The sequence below is a fragment of the Cuneatibacter caecimuris genome (genome assembly GCF_004216775.1).
In the GTDB taxonomy this organism is placed as follows: Bacteria; Bacillota; Clostridia; order Lachnospirales; family Lachnospiraceae; genus Cuneatibacter; species Cuneatibacter caecimuris.
Genome location: NZ_SGXF01000001.1, coordinates 696,648 through 716,234 on the forward strand (window position 1 = coordinate 696,648; position 19,587 = coordinate 716,234).

General features: G+C 50.0%; 17 protein-coding genes and 1 pseudogene. 1 reads left to right on the forward strand and 17 read right to left on the reverse strand.

The annotated features are described in order from the left end of the window. Nucleotides 1-7: 7 nt before the first annotated feature. The 5 genes from EV209_RS03300 to EV209_RS03320 form a co-directional block, all read right to left on the reverse strand. Nucleotides 8-505 (reverse strand): YqeG family HAD IIIA-type phosphatase, encoded by a 498-nt coding sequence (locus tag EV209_RS03300; RefSeq protein ID WP_130433017.1) that lies wholly within the window; start codon nt 503-505, stop codon nt 8-10. Between the two features lie 8 nt (nt 506-513). Then, entirely contained in the window at nt 514-969 is a 456-nt protein-coding gene (gene nrdR, locus EV209_RS03305) for a transcriptional regulator NrdR (protein WP_130433019.1), read from the reverse strand. A gap of 499 nt (nt 970-1,468) precedes the next feature. Then, a complete protein-coding gene (locus EV209_RS03310) occupies nt 1,469-1,729 on the reverse strand; it encodes a PRC-barrel domain-containing protein (protein ID WP_130434149.1) in 261 nt (86 codons plus the stop codon). Nucleotides 1,730-1,842: 113 nt separating this feature from the next. Further along, the gene (locus EV209_RS03315) at nt 1,843-2,517 is read right to left on the reverse strand and encodes a 5'-methylthioadenosine/S-adenosylhomocysteine nucleosidase (protein ID WP_130433021.1); all 675 of its coding nucleotides are present in this window, start codon (nt 2,515-2,517) and stop codon (nt 1,843-1,845) included. A gap of 25 nt (nt 2,518-2,542) precedes the next feature. Beyond that, nucleotides 2,543-4,129, reverse strand: coding sequence for a peptide chain release factor 3 (locus tag EV209_RS03320; protein ID WP_130433023.1), 1,587 nt, complete (start codon nt 4,127-4,129; stop codon nt 2,543-2,545). Between the two features lie 209 nt (nt 4,130-4,338). On the opposite strand from EV209_RS03320, the gene EV209_RS03325 reads away from it, so the two are divergent. Next, nucleotides 4,339-5,217, forward strand: a complete 879-nt coding sequence (locus EV209_RS03325) for an aldose 1-epimerase family protein (RefSeq protein ID WP_165388798.1) — start codon at nt 4,339-4,341, stop codon at nt 5,215-5,217. 1 nt (nt 5,218) lies between these two features. Here EV209_RS03325 and EV209_RS03330 read toward each other — a convergent pair whose 3' ends face one another. The 12 genes and pseudogenes from EV209_RS03330 to coaBC form a co-directional block, all read right to left on the reverse strand. Next, nucleotides 5,219-6,556: an MATE family efflux transporter gene (locus EV209_RS03330; RefSeq protein WP_330520802.1), complete on the reverse strand. Its 1,338-nt coding sequence runs from the start codon at nt 6,554-6,556 to the stop codon at nt 5,219-5,221. Between the two features lie 24 nt (nt 6,557-6,580). Then, nucleotides 6,581-7,330 carry a carboxymuconolactone decarboxylase family protein gene (locus EV209_RS03335; protein ID WP_130433027.1) on the reverse strand — a complete coding sequence of 250 codons (750 nt, stop codon included), beginning with the start codon at nt 7,328-7,330 and terminating at the stop codon, nt 6,581-6,583. 446 nt (nt 7,331-7,776) lie between these two features. Further along, nucleotides 7,777-8,658: a LysR family transcriptional regulator gene (locus tag EV209_RS03340; protein ID WP_130433029.1), complete on the reverse strand. Its 882-nt coding sequence runs from the start codon at nt 8,656-8,658 to the stop codon at nt 7,777-7,779. Nucleotides 8,659-8,917: 259 nt separating this feature from the next. After that, nucleotides 8,918-9,948 (reverse strand): annotated as a pseudogene (locus tag EV209_RS16935) (PDDEXK nuclease domain-containing protein). Between the two features lie 164 nt (nt 9,949-10,112). Beyond that, entirely contained in the window at nt 10,113-10,448 is a 336-nt protein-coding gene (locus tag EV209_RS03350) for a transporter (RefSeq protein WP_130433031.1), read from the reverse strand. Nucleotides 10,449-10,484: 36 nt separating this feature from the next. Further along, nucleotides 10,485-10,940, reverse strand: coding sequence for a DUF4624 family lipoprotein (locus EV209_RS03355; protein ID WP_130433033.1), 456 nt, complete (start codon nt 10,938-10,940; stop codon nt 10,485-10,487). A gap of 240 nt (nt 10,941-11,180) precedes the next feature. Beyond that, nucleotides 11,181-13,040: an ABC transporter ATP-binding protein gene (locus EV209_RS03360; RefSeq protein ID WP_130434154.1), complete on the reverse strand. Its 1,860-nt coding sequence runs from the start codon at nt 13,038-13,040 to the stop codon at nt 11,181-11,183. A gap of 26 nt (nt 13,041-13,066) precedes the next feature. After that, the gene (locus EV209_RS03365; RefSeq protein WP_130433035.1) at nt 13,067-15,358 is read right to left on the reverse strand and encodes an ABC transporter ATP-binding protein; all 2,292 of its coding nucleotides are present in this window, start codon (nt 15,356-15,358) and stop codon (nt 13,067-13,069) included. Between the two features lie 4 nt (nt 15,359-15,362). Then, nucleotides 15,363-15,815 carry a MarR family winged helix-turn-helix transcriptional regulator gene (locus EV209_RS03370; RefSeq protein ID WP_130433037.1) on the reverse strand — a complete coding sequence of 151 codons (453 nt, stop codon included), beginning with the start codon at nt 15,813-15,815 and terminating at the stop codon, nt 15,363-15,365. 108 nt (nt 15,816-15,923) lie between these two features. Next, a complete protein-coding gene (locus EV209_RS03375) occupies nt 15,924-17,276 on the reverse strand; it encodes an MATE family efflux transporter (protein WP_130433039.1) in 1,353 nt (450 codons plus the stop codon). Between the two features lie 168 nt (nt 17,277-17,444). Further along, entirely contained in the window at nt 17,445-18,290 is an 846-nt protein-coding gene (locus EV209_RS03380) for an alpha/beta hydrolase (protein WP_130433041.1), read from the reverse strand. Continuing rightward, nucleotides 18,287-19,480, reverse strand: a complete 1,194-nt coding sequence (gene coaBC / locus EV209_RS03385) for a bifunctional phosphopantothenoylcysteine decarboxylase/phosphopantothenate--cysteine ligase CoaBC (RefSeq protein WP_130433043.1) — start codon at nt 19,478-19,480, stop codon at nt 18,287-18,289. The genes EV209_RS03380 and coaBC overlap by 4 nt, the downstream gene beginning before the upstream one ends. Nucleotides 19,481-19,587 lie beyond the last annotated feature (107 nt).

Here is a 19,587-nt window from a genome sequence, read left to right on the forward strand (position 1 = left end):
TGCCTTTCTATTTCAATTTCTTCTTATAAAAATACAGAACAATCCGTTCCAGCCTGCGCTTCAGCACAATCTGAATCTCTTCCCGGGGATCCAAAGGGCCAACAAGCACGCTGCGCAGCCCGGCCCGGTTCGCCCCGTAAATATCTGTAAACACCTGGTCCCCGATAAAAATCACCTGTGAGATCGGACAGCCCAGAAGCTTCACCGCATGCAGATAACCCCTTTTAGAGGGCTTCCCGGCATCTTCCAAAAATTCCGCCCCCACAGCTTCCGCAAAAGGCTGCACCCGTTCCCTGCTGTTATTGGAAATCAGACAGACAGAAAAGCCAGTCTGCTTCAACCGCCGCACCAGAGAAACCGCGCGGGCATCCGCCGGCGCGCCATGATGAACCAGCGTATTATCTATATCAAAAATAATGCCGCGTATCCCCTGCTCCCACAGCGACTCATAATTCACCTCATAAGCGCTGGCGGCATATTCTCCCGGATAAAATTTCCGAAACATACCGTCTCCTATTTCTTTTTCATTAATTTTGACAATTCTTCAGCAAAAGTATCCACATCTGTAAATTCTCTGTAAACAGAGGCAAAACGCACATACGCCACTGCCTCAAGATCTTTCAGCTTGTCCATTACCATCTCGCCGATTACGGAACTGGGAACTTCTTTCACATCCAGGCTGAAAATCTTGTTTTCCACCTCGTCAATCAGCTGATTGACCTGCTGGATGGACACAGGCCTTTTATGGCAGGCTCTGAGAACTCCGGCTTCAATCTTCGCCCGGTCATAGGGCTCTCTGTTGTTATCTTTTTTAATCACCATGATGGGGAAGGTCTCCAGCTTCTCATAAGTGGTAAACCTGCGCCCGCAGGACTCGCACTGCCTGCGCCTCCGTATGGAATTGTTGTCGTCAGACGGTCTGGAATCCACAACCTTTGTCAGCTCAGCGCCGCAGAAAGGACATTTCATGCCTTTTTCCTCCTTTGTTCTCTCCAGGGACCCTGCTTGCCAAAACCATAAAAAGGATCCTGCAGGGGTATTATATCACATGCAAAATCCTTTTTCTATACTTTTCTTGATTACATAGGAAACTGCGTTCCCTATGTAACAAGACCCTCCGGGGGATGCGCACTACGCGATAAAGAAATATGGCCGCTAAAGCGACCGCGCTTCGGCGCGAGAGTCCGGCGAGCCAGACTCTTATTCATTACATAGAAAACTGCGTTCCCTATGTAACAAGACCCTCCGGGGGATGCGCACTACGCGATAAAGAAATATGGCCGCTAAAGCGACCGCGCTTCGGCGCGAGAGTCCGGCGAGCCAGACTCTTATTCATTACATAGGAAACTGCGTTCCCTATGTAACAAGACCCTCCGAGGGATCGCATTGCGGCGTGAGGAATCACGTCGCTAAAGCGACACGCCGCAGGCGGAGAATCCCGCTCGCGGGTTTCTTTTTCATATCATCTTCAGAACTTACATTTCACCAGAATCTCTTCTTCGCAGACATCCACCAGTATTATGTCCCTGCCGATCTGTTTTACCCGGGAAAATGGGATGACATATTCTGTTTCTCTGCCAAGAATTCCGCAGATGTGCGCCTTTCCCGGCACGATCAGAGCCGTAATGCAGCCTGTGCACAGGTTGATTTCCACGTCGCAGACGCAGCCCAGCCTTCTGCAGGTCACCACATTGATTACTTCCTTCTGGCGCAGATCGTAAATCCGCACGCATACTCTTTTTTCTTCCGGCACTTCTCCCATGTCGCACGCCTCCGCAGTTTTCCTTTAGCATATTCTATGCAGAAGCGCGGCGTATGTGCACGGGGATGCGGCGGAAAAAGCTACAGGTTTCCCACCACCTTACAGAGCACTTTCAGGCAGACCTGGGAAGCCTCTGTAATTGCTTTGGAAAATTCCTCGGCGCCGCCATGGATGCTGTCAGACACCGCTTTCAGCAAGAGGCAGGGCACCTTGTTTCTGTTACAGGTCAGCACCACGGCCGCTGCCTCCATTTCACAGATATCGGCTCCGAACTGCTGATGCAGGGCGCGTTTGTCCTCTGCTTTGCCTACAAAACGGTCGGCGGAAGCACAGGTGACTTTGCGCAGGCCCGGTTCCGCCTCCAGCGCCATCTCCACCAGCTGCGGCGTGGCAGGCAGATAGATGCTGGGATAGTCCAGATACCTGCCCACTTCGCACCGGTCCAGCTCGGAGGTGTCAAAGGCATAATGCACCACCCTTTCCACCACACAGGTCCTGAGGGTCTCCATCTCTTCGGTCAGGCCGCCCACCACGCCGAAATTTACGATCATATCCACACCAAAAGCAGTGATTAAGAGCTGAGTCCCAGCCGCTGCCGCGATCTCTCCGGCTCCGGAGGACAGCACATACAGCTCCGAGCCGGACATCTGATAGCGGTAAATTTCGTACCCTGCCATTTCCACAGGCTCCAGTTTTTCTCCAAATTCCTGAAACACTGCGTCCATTTCCACTGCGACTAACATTCCTATTTTCATCTGTAAGCAAGCTCCTGTTCTATTCTCATTCTCTTCCGAATTCCGACAGCTTCAGGCCGGGATTTCTGTCCAGCACCATGCCCACGCTCCAGCTGTTGACAAACAGCAGCAGCGGATTGTCCTTCAAATCCTTGATCCGCTTCATATCAGAGGTTCCCTGGATCTTGGCCACATCGATTTCATCTTTATTTTCAATCCAGCGGATATACTCATAAGGAAGTTTTTCCAGCCTGATATCCACGCCGTACTCGCTCTCCAGGCGGAACTTCAGCACATCGAACTGCAGCACGCCCACCACGCCCACAATGATCTCTTCCATTCCTGTATTGAACTCCTGGAAGATCTGGATCGCGCCCTCCTGGGCGATCTGGCTGACGCCCTTGATAAACTGCTTCCGCTTCATGGTATCCACCTGGCGGACTCTGGCGAAATGCTCCGGGGCAAAGGTAGGGATCCCCTCAAATGCAAATTTGCTGCCCGGAGAACAGACCGTATCGCCAATGGAGAAAATCCCCGGATCAAATACGCCGATGATATCTCCTGCATACGCTTCAGCCACGATCTTCCGCTCCTGAGCCATGAGCTGCTGAGGCTGGGACAGCTTCTGTTTCCGCTCTCCCTGCACATGGTACACATCCTTATCTGCGTCAAATTTGCCGGAACAGATACGCATGAAGGCGATCCTGTCTCTGTGGGCTTTATTCATATTTGCCTGGATTTTAAACACAAAGGCGGAGAATACATCGGAAAACGGGTCTATCATCCCTTCGGAAGAATTCCTGGGCAGGGGGGAGGTAGTCATCTGCAGGAAATGCTGCAGAAAATTCTCCACGCCGAAATTCGTCAGCGCTGATCCGAAAAACACCGGACTCAGCTGGCCCGCGCTTACAAGATCCTGTTCAAATTCCGCGCTGGCTCCGTCCAGCAGCTCGATATCCTCCAGCAACTTTTCATATTCTCCCTCTGTCAGCAGCTTTTTCGCGTTCTTTAAAGGAAGCTCTTCCGACGCTGCCTCTTTCATGCCGGAAGCGGTGGCGGTAAAGGTGGTGATGTGTTTGCTGTTCCTGTCGTACACGCCGCGGAATCCCTTTCCCGATCCGATGGGCCAGTTCACAGGGCAGGTGGCGATTCCCAGGACATTCTCAATCTCATCCATCAGTTCAAAAGGATCGTTAGCATCCCGGTCCATTTTATTAATGAAAGTAAAAATCGGAATCTGGCGCATCACACAGACCTTAAACAACTTGATGGTCTGCGCTTCCACACCTTTGGAACCGTCGATGACCATAACCGCTGAATCCGCCGCCATCAAAGTCCGGTACGTGTCCTCAGAGAAATCCTGGTGTCCGGGAGTGTCCAGGATATTGATACAATAATCATCATATTCAAACTGCAGCACGGAAGAGGTGACAGAAATACCTCTCTGCTTCTCGATTTCCATCCAGTCGGAAACAGCATGCTTGGCATTGTGCTTGCCCTTCACCGCCCCTGCCTGGTTAATGGCGCCGCCGTACAGCAGAAATTTTTCCGTCAGCGTCGTCTTACCCGCGTCCGGGTGAGAAATAATCGCAAAAGTCCTTCTTCTTTTAATCTCCTGTTTCAGGTCAGCCATGGTCGTTTTGTCCTCCGTTCCGGCAGCCGCCGGTCCATTTTTCTCATCTCGTTATAATTAAAGGATTATAGCATAGATTCCTTTGCCTGCGCAAGGGGTTTCCGGGAAAATCGCAATCCAAAACTTTTATAAAATATTTTATAAAAGTATTTTACTTCTGTCCTTGTCCATGCTATACTGGAGGCAATAAAATGATTCAGGAGGCTGTAATGAAGACACAAATTTCCAACGATATTTTAACAGTCAGCACTTCCGCCTATAACGGCGAGCTCACTTCCATCAAAACCGGGGACGGCGTGGAGTATCTCTGGCAGGGAGATCCCGCGTACTGGAGCGGCCAGGCTCCTATCCTGTTTCCCATCTGCGGGGCAATCCGGGACGGGCGCACCCGCATCAACGGCGCCTGGTATCAGATGCCCAAACATGGCATTGCCAGAAAAATTGATTATGAGCCTGCGGGACAGACCGGAGATTCCGTTTCTTATCTGCTCCGCGCTGACGAGGCGAGCAAAAAACAGTACCCTTTTGATTTCGAACTGCTGGTCACTTACCGGCTGGAACAAAATAAAATCCACCATCTCTTCACTGTCCGCAACCGAGGAACAGAAGAAATGCCTTTTTCCCTGGGCGGACATCCCGGATTCTGCTGCCCTCTTCTGCCAGGAGAAAAATTTGAAGACTACCAGGTGGAATTTGAGCAGGAGGAGAATACCTGCGTGCTCCCCCTGGACGCTGCTTCGGGCCTGCCTGACACCGGCCGTCCCGTACCCTTTCTCAAAGATGAAAAGATCTGGAAACTGCAGCACTCTGATCTCCTGCACGATGCGCTGATTTTCCCGAGCCTGAAATCCAGGGCCGTCACTCTGCGCCATCCTGATACCGGCAGGGGAGTCAGGATTTCTTTTCCGGACATGCCTTATCTTCTGATCTGGTGCCCCAAGGAGGGAGCTCCCTTCCTGGCCCTGGAACCCTGGAGCGGCATGCCTACCTGTACGGATGAGGGCGATGATTTCGCCGCAAAACGCGGAATGCGCTGTCTGAAGCCCGGGGAAGAGGCCCGGTTGAGCTTTACTGTGGAAATTCTGTAAATCAAATTACTTTAAAGCGCTTCCACCTGCCGGATTTCTGACGCCAGATAAAAATCCCTGCGCGCACCATCCAGTCGCAGGCCATCGCAGCTGCAATCCCGATCACTCCCATGTCTAAAACGATGCCCAGCAAATAGGACAGCAGTAATCGGACTGCAACGGTAGACGCAACGGAAACATACATGGTAAATTTTACATCCCCCGCCGCCCTGAGCCCGTTGCTCAGCGCTCCGGAAAAAGGGAAGGCGACGGCATTAAACACATTGTGAATCAGCACCAGCCAGATCACCAGCCGCTTTGTCTGCGGTTCCAGGGCATAGAACTGGAGAAAAAGCGGTGTGACCAGGAAAATCAGCAGATTCCATGCGGACGACAGTTTCACTGTTATTCGGGACAATTTCTTAAAATAATATTCCGCCCCCTTAATATCCCGGTTCCCCATACACTGGCCGATTACAGTAATATAAACAGGGCCCATGGCCACCCCGGCAAGGGCCGCCAGAGACCAGATGCTCTGGGCCACGCCATTAGCTGCGATCTGGTAAGTGCCAAAAAGAGCGGCAATGCTGCTGAGCGCTACTTTTACCAGCTGGAATATCCCGTTTTCCACCCCGTTTGGTAAGGCAACATTTAATATCCGTTTCAGACATGGGAAATCCCATCTGAAGATCCAGCGCCATTGATAGAATACCCCGTTTTTTTTCCGAAAGCAGAGGATGGTGACCGCAGCTGCCGAAAAGACTCTCGCAATCAGCGACGGCCAGGCAACCCCGGCCACTCCTGCTTTCAATACGGACACGCCGATCACATTGCCAATCACATTCAGGATATTGGAAACCACGGAAATATACATGGTCACCCTGGTTTTACCAAGGCTCCTGCAGACCGCGGCTCCGGAATTGTAAATTGCCAGAGCCGGATAAGAGTAGGCGGAAATTCTTAGATATGTCATGCAGGCATCCATGACAGGCCCCTCCACGCTGCCAAAAAACAGCCGGAGCATGCCTTTGTTTCCCGCCAGTACCAGCAGGGCCGCCAGCAGAGAGAACACAATTCCAAACATCAGAAGCTGGCTGGCGGATATCCCGGCGTTTTCTTTTTCTTTTCTGCCAATATACTGGCTGACCACCACCGCCCCGCCCGATGCCAGCGCGGTAAAAAGATAGATAAATATGGTATTAAACTGGTTGACCAGCGAAACTCCCGATACGGCTGCTTCTCCTGCATAGCTGACCACCAGGGTATCCGCAAGCCCCACCAGCATGACCAGCAGCTGTTCCAGCAAAAGCGGAATGATCATTGCCCGCAGGTCTTTATCAGAAAATGTGATCTCTCCCACCGCCTTTCCTCCCAAACTGTCTGGTCACTCTGCAGATTTGATTATATTGATGGCGTTCAGCGCCGCCGGGAATCCAATGTACGGCAGGCATTGGACCATTGCCGCGTATAACATTTCTTTCCTGTTTCCGCATTTGAGATTTCCTCTGACATGGGCGCTGATCTGCGCTTCCGCTCCCAATGCCGCCAGTGCTGCCAGGATCAGCAGTTCCCTTTCCCCTTCCGCCAAAACGCCCCTGGTATAAAAATCACCGAAACACATTTCTGTCAGAAAGCGCGGCAATGCCTCTCCGATGCCGTCCGGCAGGCCGGAATATTTTTCTTTTATTTCATTCCCATACAGCGGGAACTGTAGGGCAAGCCCTTTTTCATACCGTTCTTTTTCTTCTGCCGTACCCTGTGCCGGGAGAGGCAGAGCAATGCCGTTGGCTGTGAAAACTTCATTCATTGCACTGACCGCATTTAATGTGCGGGGAAAACCGGTAAAGGGCGCGCATTGATAAACTGCTTCCCGAATTTCCAGCGGAGTATTCCCTGCATTCAGCGCCGCCTGTACATGCGCTTTCAACTGCGGCAGCGTCTGCAGCGCAGTGAGGCAGACCACTGTAAGAAGCTCCCTGGTTTTCATCCCCAGCGTCCCGGTCTCAAACACCTCTCCAAAAATGAAACGCTGTAAAATCATCATCAGCTCCGGATCATTCCCGGTCTCCGGGGAGGCAGGCTCCCCGCCAAACAAAATGGAGTAAACCTCCGCGCATTTTTTAATCCGATCCATATAATTCCTCCTTGAAATTTCTAAACAGACTCTCTTTCCATTGTACGGCCCTTTATGTGAAAAAAAATCCCGCTGGCGGGATTCCCCGCCTGCGGCGTGTCGCTTTAGCAACGTGATTCCTTACGCCGCAGTGCGATCCCCCCGGAGGGTTTTATTACATAGGGAACGCAGTTTCCTATGTAATAACAAAGAGTCCGGCCCGCCGGACTCTCGCGCCGGAGCGCGGCCGCGGGATTCTCCGCCTGCGGCGTGTCGCTTTAGCGACGTAATTCCTTACGCCGCAGTGCGATCTCCCGGAGGGTTTTGTTACATAGGGAACGCAGTTTCCTATGTAACAAGAAAAAAATGAGCGCATCAGGAAAGATCTGTTCTTTCCATATACACTCATCATAATAGCTCTCTTTATATATGATATCAAATACCTGTTTTTTATCTCTTACTAATGCTCAAAAAGCATAAGTATCCTTTATGTGCCTGATAAATTTGGTGGCTGCAAGGCTGAAAGGCTGGCCCTTTTTCCAGGCCAGCACGCTGCCGGCCGTCAATTCCGGGCACAGCGGGCGGTATACAACTTCATTTTTATCCCAGAAAGAAACAGAACCTTCTATTGACAGGGAATAAGCCAGCCCTTTTCGGACCATGACCGCGCTGTTGGTGCTCAGATTGCTGGTAAAAAGGACATGAAGGTTTGGAAAAGAATCCCCGAACCAGTGCGCCAGTTCATTCTGCACATTCAGGCGGCGGGGAAGAATTACCGGCAGGCCTTCCAGATCGCCCGCAGTCACCGCTTCTTTCACCGCCAGCGGATCATCCGGCCTCATCAGCACTACCCACCGTTCTTTTTGATCCAGCCGCAGGAACTCAAATTTTTCCATATCCACTGGCTCCAGCAGTACGCCGATATCTACCAGGCCTTTTTCCATCTGCTCTTTTACCAGGTCTGCGTTTGCAGTAAAAAGATCATAGCTGACAAGAGGATGCTTCTGGCTGAAGGATTGAAAAAGGTCCGGGAGCAGCTGCATGGCTGCCAGTTCTCCGCAGCCGATCACGATTTTGCCGTCCACCAGTTCCTCCCGCTCCATCAGTTCCTTCTCAGTTTTGTCCACCAGCGATAGAATCTCCCCTGCCCGCCTCTTTAGCAGCAGCCCTTCGTTTGTCAGCGTGATTTTTCTTGCTCCCCGGTGAAAAAGCCTGACTCCAACCTCTTCCTCCAGCTGGGAGAGCTGGCGGCTCAAGGTGGGCTGCGTGATATGCAGCACTTCTGCGGCGCGATTGATGCTTTCTTCGCGAACTACTGTGAGAAAATATTGAAGAACTCTTATTTCCATTTTTCCCTCCAGAATGAGCCTGATTATCCTTTTCCCTGATCTTCGAATATTTTACCGCCTATCAGTTGGGCATGTAAATCATTATGATACGAGAACTTTCTTCGATAGTCTGACTATCTTCCCGCTTTTATGAGACAAATCGGTGAAAACCATTCGTATTATAATATACTTACCAAACTGTTTCCACATAAATACCAAATTAAAATATATTTCCACAAAATATAAATGCCGTTAATTTTGCACCACCATGATGTAAAGGTTAATTATATTTTATATCCTCAGTATTCTCTTTCCCTGCCTTGCCAGATTCCAATGCTTGATATTCCTGATTTAATTCCCGCAATAATTCCTCTTCGCTTGGCAAATATAATTTATACTTTGAAGCAAAAATCTGTGTTTCATTTTCCGGCAATGTATATTTAACCACAGATTCACTCTTGTCCGCACATAACACAATACCTATCGGCGGATTATCCCCCTCATTCATAAGCTCTCGCTCATAATAATGAACATACATCTGCATCTGCCCTAAGTCCTGATGTGTTAAGTCCCCAATTTTTAAATCTATCAGGACAAAACATTTTAAAATATAATTATAAAATACAAGGTCAATCCTAAAATGCCGACCATCAAAAGTAATTCGCTTCTGTCTCGCAACAAAGGAAAATCCTCTCCCAAGCTCTAAAAGGAATTTTTCAAATGAGTAATCAATGCCTGCTCCAAATCATTTTCAAAAAAATCGTCATTTGAACTTAAGCCAAGAAACTCCAAAACATATGGGTCACGAATAATATCTTCTGGTTTCTTAGCAGGCTCTAATGTTTGGATTTCTTCTGCAACCTGTTCTTTATTTCTACTGGATAATAATCTTTCGTAAAAGAAAGAATTTATCTGTCTTTCAAGCTGTCTGGTACTTCATTGAGATTTTACAGCTTCCTGCATATAAAATTCTCAAGCATTATCATTCTCAACTCGCATCAAAAGCCTATAATGAGTCCAACTTAATTCGCTACGCAGTGCGTAGCTATTTGGAAACGTCAAATAAAACTGCCTCATATTTTTCAAATTGGCAACAGTAAATCCTTTCCCAAAATCTTGTGTCATTTGTTTTGACAACTCTTTTAGCAAGCCTGTACCATACTGCGCCTTCTCATTACCGCCCTGTTCTTCAATGATTGATTTTCCAATATTCCAATAGGCTTCAACCATTGCAGAATTGGCAGTTTGATAGACCTTATTTCTTGCGGTTATTAAAATTAATTTTATTTCATCATAGAACTTTTGATTCATCAAACACCTCCAGAAGCCTTGTTATTCTCTCAAAATCTCTTTTGATCAATAACATTCTTTTGTTTCTGCACTTAAACCAATTCCATGGTTTCTTTTATAACCATATCTTTATATTCTTCATACAATTTTCTTGCATTTTCAGCCTTCAGCATAACTCTCAACAATCAGTTTCTATGCAGAAATTCAACAAAGGCAAATATAATAGAAATCACAGTCAAAACAGCCACAATTAACTCTGCCATGTTATTTGCATAGTCAGACTGCTGAGGGCTGACAATACCAAGGGTCAAAAAGAAAACGCACCAGATCAGTCCCACGGACAGCGCCGCAAAAGTGACATACTTCAGAACCCCGGCTATTCTTCTGATCCATTTTTTATTTGATTCAACCTGCTTTTCCGTATAGGATTTCCTGGTCAGTTTTATCTTGATGCCGCCGCACAAAAATCCTATGATAACACCTGCTGTCAAACCGCTGCAGAGCTTAAAAAACATTTCCATGATTACAGTCCTCTTTCTTTGAATTTTATGCAGCGGTCAGCGTAAAGGTTTTACTCTTTCCTGCACAAAATTGCTGTCAAAAGTTATACCTGCCGCAGCGTAGTTTATTTTTGTCCCTGTAAGGCATATAACATACTCATTATCTTTCGTCAGACTTCCGAGTGAAATCAAAAAAGATTCTGACCTGACAGCTCCATTCCATGTATTACTCCATAAAACTTCATTTGTTTTGTTGTTTTTCACTTCCAGGATGATTCTTTCGCCGTCCATTTCCAAAGTCCCCATGGCATTTAAATCTTCCAGATCTTCCGATACACAAAACAGTATTTCATTCACAAAGGGGTCTGTATCTGAATAGTCCTTATCTAATTCCAATTCAAAGGTCGTTTTATTTTCGTCTGGTATCTCAGAAGTATAAATTTCTTCCTTTGCACATGCTGTCAAACCTGCTATGCACACAAGCATAATAAATAAAATTGCTGTCTTTTTCATGAGATGAGCTCCGTCAATTCCGAATAGCCGCTGTTTCTTGTCAAGTGTGTACAATCATATTGTAGCATACAGGGCCCACTTCTGTCTATTCACATCGATCTTATCACTGCCGTTTCCCGATCATTCAGGGAGATTTGGACAGACAGTACAAAACAGCAGCCGGGAAAACACATTCTCAGCTGCTGTTCTTCATATCCATTACCAGGAGAAAACCTCCCCTGTCTTTTTGAATTTCTTCTGTCAGGCGCTCTGCTCAAACTGGGAATTATACAGCTTCGCGTAGAAACCGCCTTTTTCCAGCAGCTCTTCATGAGTGCCTTGTTCCACGATATCGCCGTCCTGCATCACCAGAATCAGATCCGCGTCCCGGATGGTGGAAAGCCTGTGGGCGATAATAAAGCTGGTGCGCCCCTTCATCAGGTTATCCATAGCCTTCTGGATCCGCTGCTCTGTACGGGTATCCACAGAGCTGGTGGCTTCATCCAGGATCATGATCTTATTGTCCGCCAAGATCGCCCGGGCGATGGTGAGAAGCTGCTTCTGCCCCTGGGAAATATTGCTGGCTTCTTCATCCAGCACCATGTTATACCCTCCGGGGAGAGCCTGGATAAAGTGATGGGCATGGGCCGATTTGGCTGCTGCAATCACTTCTTCATCCGTAGCGTCCAGCCTGCCGTATCGGATATTTTCCATAATCGTCCCATGGTACAGCCAGGTATCCTGCAGAACCATGCCGAACACTTCCCGCAGTTCGCTGCGGTCAAAATCCTTCACATCATAGCCGTCGATGCGGACCGCCCCGGAATTTACATCGTAGAACCGCATCAGCAGTTTTACCATGGTGGTCTTGCCCGCGCCGGTGGGGCCCACAATGGCGATCTTCTGGCCCGGCTTCACATCCGCGCTGAAATCGTTGATGATGATTTTTTCAGGGGTGTATCCAAAATGCACATGATCGAATTCCACCGCGCCTTTCAGATCGGTTGGCTTAACCTTTCTTTCCTCACCGTTCTCCACCAGCATGACATGGTTTTCTGCCATCTGATCCTCTTCCTCTTCTTCCAGGAATTCAAACACTCGTTCCGCTGCGGCTGCCGTGGACTGCAGCATATTCGCCACCTGCGCCATCTGGTTGATGGGCTGTGTGAAGTTGCGCACATACTGGATAAAGGACTGGATCTGGCCTACTTCGATGGCCTGGCGGATCGCCAGATAACCGCCGAGAATCGAGATCACCACATATCCCAGGTTGCCTACAAACATCATGATCGGCTGCATCAGTCCTGAAAAAAACTGTGACTTCCATGCGCTGCGGTACAGCGTGTCATTTGTTTCATCAAAAGTTTCCTGCACATCTTTTTCTTTATTAAATGCTTTGATAATGACCTGGCCGCCATATACCTCTTCCACCTGGCCGTTGATATGGCCCAGATATTCCTGCTGCGCCTTAAAATAGCGCTGGGAATGTTTCACGATAAAGGAAACCATAATCAGGGAGACCGGAACGATCAGCACCGCCGCCAGCGTCATCCAGCCTGAAATCCTGAGCATCATGATCAGGACGCCGATCACAGTTGCCGTGGAGGTGATCAGCTGCGTCAGGCTCTGGTTCAGGCTCTGGCTGAGGGTATCCACATCGTTGGTCACTCTGGACAGGATTTCCCCATGGGTCTTTGTTTCAAAATAGTTCATGGGCATCCTGTGGATTTTGTGGGAAATCTGTTCCCTCATACGGTATGTCAGTTTCTGGGACACGCCGGTCATGATAATGCCCTGTAAAAAGGAAAACACCGCGCTGGCCACATACAGCCCCGCCAGCATCAGAAGGATGCGGCCGATCACTGTGAAGTCAATGCCGCTGCCGCCACTGAGCTTTCCCATCAGCCCATTAAATATTTCTGTAGTGGCGTCGCCCAGGATTGTGGGACCGATTATGCTGAACACGGTACTGCCCACGGCGAACAGCACGACCAGAATCAATCCTATTTTAAATGCTGACATCTCTTTGGCCAGCTTTCCGATGGTCCCTTTAAAATTCTTTGCTTTTTCTCCGCCCATCATCCCCGGGCCATGCCCCATGGGCCCTCTTCCGCGGCGCATGCCGCCATTTTCTTTCCCTGCCGCACTCATAACGCCGCCTCCTTTCCTGCTTTTCCGCTGAGTTCAGATTCCGCCAGCTGGCTTCGGGCAATCTGCTGGTATTCCTCACAGGAAACCATCAGCTCTTCATGCGTTCCTTTTCCCACGATTTTCCCTTCATCCAGCACCAGAATCTGGTCTGCGTTCAGGATCGTGCTGATTCTCTGTGCCACAATGATTACCGTAGCATCTTTTGTTTCCTCCCGCAGCGTCTTTCTCAGCACAGCGTCTGTCTTATAGTCCAGAGCGGAAAAGCTGTCGTCAAAAATAAAGATCTCTGGGTCCTTCGCAATTGCTCTCGCAATAGAAAGCCGCTGCTTCTGCCCGCCCGATACATTGGTGCCGCCCTGGGAAATCGGAGAATCATACCGGTCCGCCTTTCCTTCAACAAACTCTGTGGCCTGAGCGATTCTGGCCGCCCGCTCCATTTTTTCATCTGAAAGCTCTTCATCGCTGAACTTAATATTCGTTTCAATTGTTCCGGAAAACAGCACGCCCTTCTGAGGAACATAACCGATTCTGTCCCGCAGATCCTTCCGGGACACTTCCCGGATATCCACGCCGTCCACTCTCACCGCGCCTCCGGTAACATCAAAAAATCTGGGAATCAGGTTCACCACCGTAGATTTTCCGCTGCCGGTACTTCCGATCACTGCTGTGGTCTTTCCGGGCTCTGCTGTAAATGTAATGTCAGAGAGCACATCTTCCTCTGCTCCCGGATAAGCAAAATGTACATGATCGAACTCGACCACGCCTTTCATCTCCTGCCGGAAATGCCTGGGGGAAACCGGGTCTTCTATGGACGGTTTGGCTGTGAGCACATCGTCAATCCGCTTCAGCGATACTGCCGCACGGGGCAGCATAATGGACATCATGGCCAGCATCAGGAAGGACATGATGATCTGCATGGTATAGCTGATAAACGCGATCATGTCGCCTACCTGCATATCCCCTGCCTCGATGCCATGGGCACCGTTCCAGACAATCACCACAGTTACCAGGTTCATAATCAGCATCATTAAAGGCATCATGCAGGTCATCACCCGGTTTACAAACAGGTTCACTTTTGTGAGATCCTTATTGGCCTTTTCAAAACGGTCTTCCTCATGGCGTTCCCGGCTGAATGCACGGATCACCGGCAGGCCGGAGATAATCTCTCTGGTCACAAGGTTCAGCCGGTCAATCAGTTTCTGCAGAAGCTGGAATTTCGGCATCACCACCAGGAAAAGCACAGTCACCACAGCCAGGATACAGGCAACCGCCACTCCGATGATCCAGGCCATTGAGGTGTTGGTCCCCAGCACCTTCATCACACCGCCTGCCGCCATAATCGGCGCATAGAGCAGCATCCTCAGCAGCATGACCACCATCATCTGCACCTGCTGAATATCATTGGTGCTCCGGGTAATCAGTGACGAGGTGGAAAACTGGTCATATTCCGCGTTTGAAAAGGAAAGGACCTTTCCAAAGATCCGTCCTCTCAGATCGCGGCTGAGGGACGCGGCCACCCGGGCAGCCAAAAAGGTCACCACAATCGTGGATACCATGATCAGCAGAGAAAAGCCCAGCATTTTCGCGCCGGTCACTGTGATATACCTGGTCTGGATTTTTTCCAGATCCATGCCCACCGCGGTGTATTCATTTTTTACAAATTCCACCGCGATCTGGTCTGTCAGCATTTCAGACAGAGATCCCATTTGTTCTTTCGTCTTCGCGGCCATTTCCTGCAGGGCTTCGGAGGGCATCTGCTGAAAGATCTGGAACAGATCTGTCTGCAGATCTGTTTCCGTCAGATCTTCCGGAGCTTTTTGCAGCGCCTGGGACAAAATATCCTTTTTAACTGCCAGAGCCTCCTCTCCGTCGGAAGACAGATAGGAAATCAGCATTGCCGGCGTGGAAATAATTTCTCCTATCGCCGCTTCTTCCTCCTCAGTCAGGTCATTCCTAACATACAGCGCTTCTCCGTACAGCACAGGATATTTCTCCAGATACGTCTTCCACTGGCTGTCGCTGTAATCTCCCTGATCCAGCAGCGTATAACTGTTTTCCACGGTCTGCCGGTCATTTTCCGGCAGAAACATCAGAATCCGGTCCAACTGCTGCTTTCTTATCACCTCCGGCACAGGGCTGTCAATCCCTCCCTGCTGGATTCCCACATCCACAATATCCGAGGTGTACTGGGGCAGAGACAGGTCGCCATAGGCCTGAACTACCAGAAAACCTACCACAATCAAAATCTGCCACCAGTATTTTTTCAAATACTTTCCTAACTTTGACATGCAATCATCCTTTCTCCAGATTATCCTTCATACGCCCCAAAAGTTCTTCCAGAATACCATATTCTTCTTTTGAGAATCCCCGGAACATCTGAGCCTCAACCTGCTTTTTCTTCTCATCCAGCTGTTTTACCACAATTTCCCCTTCTTCTGTCAGAAATATCCTGGTATTTCTCCGGTCCTTTTCATCCGGCCGGCGTATCAGCAGCCCTCTGGCCTCCATCCGCTTCAGCGTCACTGATACGGTGGAAGGCTTTACCTGAAGATGTTCCGCCATTTTCCGCTGGGAAACCCCGGGTTTTTCCTTCAGAAACTGCAGCGTTCCCACCTGGCCGGGATGGATATGCAGTTCCCTGTTGATCTCAAACCAATGGCCGAACATCCTGCGGAACAGCTGATGCAGCCTGGTATTTACCATATTCTGCATTTCCTGTTCTGTTCCTGTATCCAAATCTTTCATACTGTCCCTCCTGCTTCAGTTAGTCATCTAACAATTAGACAGCTAAGTGTGAATATAAAACATTTCCCGGGGAAAGTCAATATCCCCGGGAGATTGTTTAGAGAGATTTTATTTTTCGGAAATCAGGTGCTTTTTCAGGAACCTGCGGTAGATAGCAAAAGCTGCCGCCGCCGCGGCAATCTCCGCTGCAGGGAAGGTAATCCAGACCCCGTTCAGGCCCATCCATTCTATCAGCAGCAAAGACAGCGGGGGAATCAGGATCAGCTGTCTGATCAGAGCGATTGCCAGCGAAGAGGTGCCTTTCCCAACTGCCTCAAATGTGCCGGACAACGTCACCCCCACCGCTGAAACCACAAAACCTGAGCTGATGATGCGCAGCGCCGGTATTCCGATCTTCCGCATTTCTTCTCCCGCGCTGAACAGGTCCAGAATCTGCCCCGGCAGCAGCATGCAGATCAGCATCCCGGCCAGCATGAATATCCCGATTACCAGCATACTCTTCCTCACAGTTTCTTTCATCCTGCCGTACAGCCCCGCGCCGTAATTGTAGCTGACAATAGGGCGCATCCCCTGGATCAGCCCGTTTGTCGGCATATATACAAAGGTCTGAAACTTATAATAAATACCGAAAAATGCCACGGCAGTCTGGGAAATCCCGGTCAGGATACCATTGAGGATGCTGACCAGCACAGAAGGCAGGGCTGTCATCATTGTAGAAGGAACGGCCACGCTGTACAGCTGCTTAACCAATTTGCTCTCCAACTGAAAACCTTTAAAAGAAATATGAATCTCCGGGCATTTTTTCACGAAAAAGAACACGGACAGCAAAAGGGCCGTCGCCTGCCCGATTACAGTGGCCACTGCCGCTCCCACCACGCCCATGGCAGGAAAGCCCAGCCAGCCGAAAATCAGGATCGGGTCCAGGATGATATTCACAATCGCTCCCACAGCCTGCATGATCATCGGGATCAGCATGCTGCCGATCGCCTGAAACATCTTTTCAATCAGCAGATGGAACAGGCAGGCAAACGCCGCCCCCACTACGATATAAGTATACTGGCAGGCATATTCCAGCACAGTCTGGCTGTCAGTGAACATCTGCAGAAAGGGCCTGGTCAGAAAAATATCCATCACAAGAAACAGCAGGGAATGGATCACCGAGAACAGCACGCCATGGGCAGCGATCCTGTCCACCTCGTCTTTTTTTCCCGCGCCCAGCCCCCTTGCTATGCAGGAATTTACAGCCACGCCAAACCCTACGGCCAGGGACAGCACCAGATTCTGAAGGGGATACGCCAGCGAAACCGCAGTCAGCGCGTCCTCCCCTAATTTCGCAACAAACATGCTGTCCACAATATTATACAGAGACTGTATAAGCATGGAAAGCATGGCCGGCAGAGACATCGCCATCAAAAGAGGAAACACCGGCCGTTTTCCCATCATATCTGTACTTGTTTTCATTTCATCCTCCTACTTCATTTCATTATGAAAAAGAATCCCGCGGTCCCGAACCATAATAAAAGGCCATAGACCCGTTTGTGCTCAGAAACGGTAAAATCTATAGCCCTTGGACATTCTTATTCAATTCTTTATCAGATTAACATATTTTCGCTCCGGCCGCAAGCACTTTTAAAAATTCTTCAGCCACACCTTTGCCAGAGGCATCCAGCTCTGCGCCTGTGGCACAATCTGGGCAGGGTTATCTATGCGGGCTCCTTCTTCATTGGCAAGAGAAATGCCATGCTCTCCCACCGGATACAGATGCGCCTCAAAATTCACTCCGGCCGCTTTTAGAGCGCTCATGTAGTACAAGCTGTTCTCCACCGGCACCAGCTCATCCGTGGTCGTATGCCACAGGAAAGTTTTCGGCACCTGCGGCCCCACCTGATATTCCAGAGACATCCGGCGAAGCCACTCTTCATCCCGGCTGCGTTCTTCGCCCAAAAGAGCGTCAAAAGAACCGCGGTGCGCCTTTTCCCCGGAAGTAATCACAGGATAACACAGGATCTGCCCATTGGGCCTGATATCCTCTGCACACAGCCCCAACGGGCCGTAGAGAAACTCTCTGTTCCAGAAGCACCCGACGCTGGCTGCCAGATGCCCGCCCGCGGAAAAACCTGATATAATAATTTTGTCCGGGTTTACGCACCACTCCCGGGCCTTCTCTCTGACCATGTGAATTGCCTGCGCCAGTTCCAGCTGGGCGGCAGGCCAGACGTCCGGCTTGCAGCTGTAACGCAGGACAAAAGCCTGAACGCCAGCCTGCAGATATTCCAGCGCCACGGGTTCCGCCTCCCGGTCAGACGTCCTCTCATAGCCTCCGCCGGGACAGATGATCACCGCAGGCCTGCGCCGGCCTGCTTCAATCTGCTCTGAATTCTCGCGGGCATATACATACAGCTTCGGCCTGTAAGCAGCTTTTTGAATTCCTGCCTTTTCATAATTCACGTTTACATCCAATACCTGATAAATCATTTCCGTTCCTCCATTATTGCATCCAGCAGGCAGTGGGCAGCTTTCTCTTTACTCATGATCGGCAGCTGCCGTTCCCCCTCAGCCGTGATCAGCGTAAGTACATTGGTATCCACGCCAAAACCTGCGCCTTCTATTTTTAAATTATTTGCGGCGATCATATCCAGGTTCTTCTTCTCCAGCTTCTTTCTGGAATTCTCCAGCAGATCTTTCGTTTCCATGGAAAACCCGCACAGGAACTGCCCTGCAGGCTTATGCTCCCCAAGCCAGGCCAGCGTATCTTCCGTGCGTTCCAGCCGGAGGCTCATCTCTCCGTCCTTCTTTTTGACTTTATCCCCGCTCACTTCCGCAGGGCGGTAATCCGCCACCGCGGCGGCTTTGATTATTATATCCTGTTCTCCGGCCCTGGCGGATACCTCTTCAAACATCTGCCGGGCAGTTTCCGTCTGTACCAGCTCCACATGGGACGGGGGCGCGATCTCCGCGTGAGCGCTCACCAGCGTCACATCAGCCCCCCTCCGGGATGCCGCGCGGGCGACGGCATAGCCCATCTTCCCGGAGGAATGGTTGGTGAGAAAGCGTACCGGGTCCACAGACTCCCGGGTAGCCCCGGCAGTCACCATCACCTTCAGCCCTGCCATATCTTTCTCACAGGAAACCTCCTGCAGGATTTCATCCAGCAGCGCCTCTGGCTCCGGCATTTTACCTTTCCCCACATCTTTACAGGCCAGCAGCCCTGTGGCGGGTTCCAGCACGTTCCATCCGTATCGGCGCAGAAGATTCAGGTTATCTTGTGTCACCGGGTTTTCGTACATCCTGGTATTCATGGCCGGCGCGATGATTTTCGGACAGCTGCAGGCCAGCACTGTGGTAGTCAGCATATCGTCCGCCAGGCCATGGGCCAATTTTGCGATCACATTAGCCGTAGCGGGCGCGATCATCACCAGATCCGCCTGCTTTGCAAGGGATACATGCTCCACCTCGTACTGGAAGTTCCTGTCAAATGTATCCACCAGGCATTTGTGGTCTGTTAAAGTCTCAAAGGTAACAGGATGAATAAAATTACAGGCGTTCCTGGTCATCAGCACATGCACCTGGGCATGCTGCTTGCGCAGCGCGCTGGCCAATGCCGCGGCCTTATACGCCGCGATGCTTCCTGTTACTCCCAGTATTACTGTTTTTCCTGCGAGCATTATCCGCCCTCCATTTCTCTCATATTTTTGTTACATAGGAAACTGCGTTCCCTATGTAACAAAACCCTCCGGGGGGATCGCACTGCGGCGTAAGGAATTACGTCGCT

Excerpts from the sequence above, each read along its gene's own strand:
- EV209_RS03315 (WP_130433021.1), bottom strand. The coding sequence starts at position 2,517 with ATGAAAATAGGAATGTTAGTCGCAGTGGAAATGGACGCAGTGTTTCAG.
- EV209_RS03375 (WP_130433039.1), bottom strand. The coding sequence starts at position 17,276 with ATGAAAACAAGTACAGATATGATGGGAAAACGGCCGGTGTTTCCTCTT.
- EV209_RS03365 (WP_130433035.1), bottom strand. The coding sequence starts at position 15,358 with ATGTCAAAGTTAGGAAAGTATTTGAAAAAATACTGGTGGCAGATTTTG.
- EV209_RS03340 (WP_130433029.1), bottom strand. The coding sequence starts at position 8,658 with ATGGAAATAAGAGTTCTTCAATATTTTCTCACAGTAGTTCGCGAAGAA.
- coaBC (WP_130433043.1), bottom strand. The coding sequence starts at position 19,480 with ATGCTCGCAGGAAAAACAGTAATACTGGGAGTAACAGGAAGCATCGCG.
- EV209_RS03355 (WP_130433033.1), bottom strand. The coding sequence starts at position 10,940 with ATGAAAAAGACAGCAATTTTATTTATTATGCTTGTGTGCATAGCAGGT.
- EV209_RS03300 (WP_130433017.1), bottom strand. The coding sequence starts at position 505 with ATGTTTCGGAAATTTTATCCGGGAGAATATGCCGCCAGCGCTTATGAG.
- EV209_RS03320 (WP_130433023.1), bottom strand. The coding sequence starts at position 4,129 with ATGGCTGACCTGAAACAGGAGATTAAAAGAAGAAGGACTTTTGCGATT.
- EV209_RS03370 (WP_130433037.1), bottom strand. The coding sequence starts at position 15,815 with ATGAAAGATTTGGATACAGGAACAGAACAGGAAATGCAGAATATGGTA.
- EV209_RS03360 (WP_130434154.1), bottom strand. The coding sequence starts at position 13,040 with ATGCGCCGCGGAAGAGGGCCCATGGGGCATGGCCCGGGGATGATGGGC.
- EV209_RS03350 (WP_130433031.1), bottom strand. The coding sequence starts at position 10,448 with ATGGAAATGTTTTTTAAGCTCTGCAGCGGTTTGACAGCAGGTGTTATC.
- nrdR (WP_130433019.1), bottom strand. The coding sequence starts at position 969 with ATGAAATGTCCTTTCTGCGGCGCTGAGCTGACAAAGGTTGTGGATTCC.
- EV209_RS03325 (WP_165388798.1), top strand. The coding sequence starts at position 4,339 with ATGAAGACACAAATTTCCAACGATATTTTAACAGTCAGCACTTCCGCC.
- EV209_RS03335 (WP_130433027.1), bottom strand. The coding sequence starts at position 7,330 with ATGGATCGGATTAAAAAATGCGCGGAGGTTTACTCCATTTTGTTTGGC.
- EV209_RS03380 (WP_130433041.1), bottom strand. The coding sequence starts at position 18,290 with ATGATTTATCAGGTATTGGATGTAAACGTGAATTATGAAAAGGCAGGA.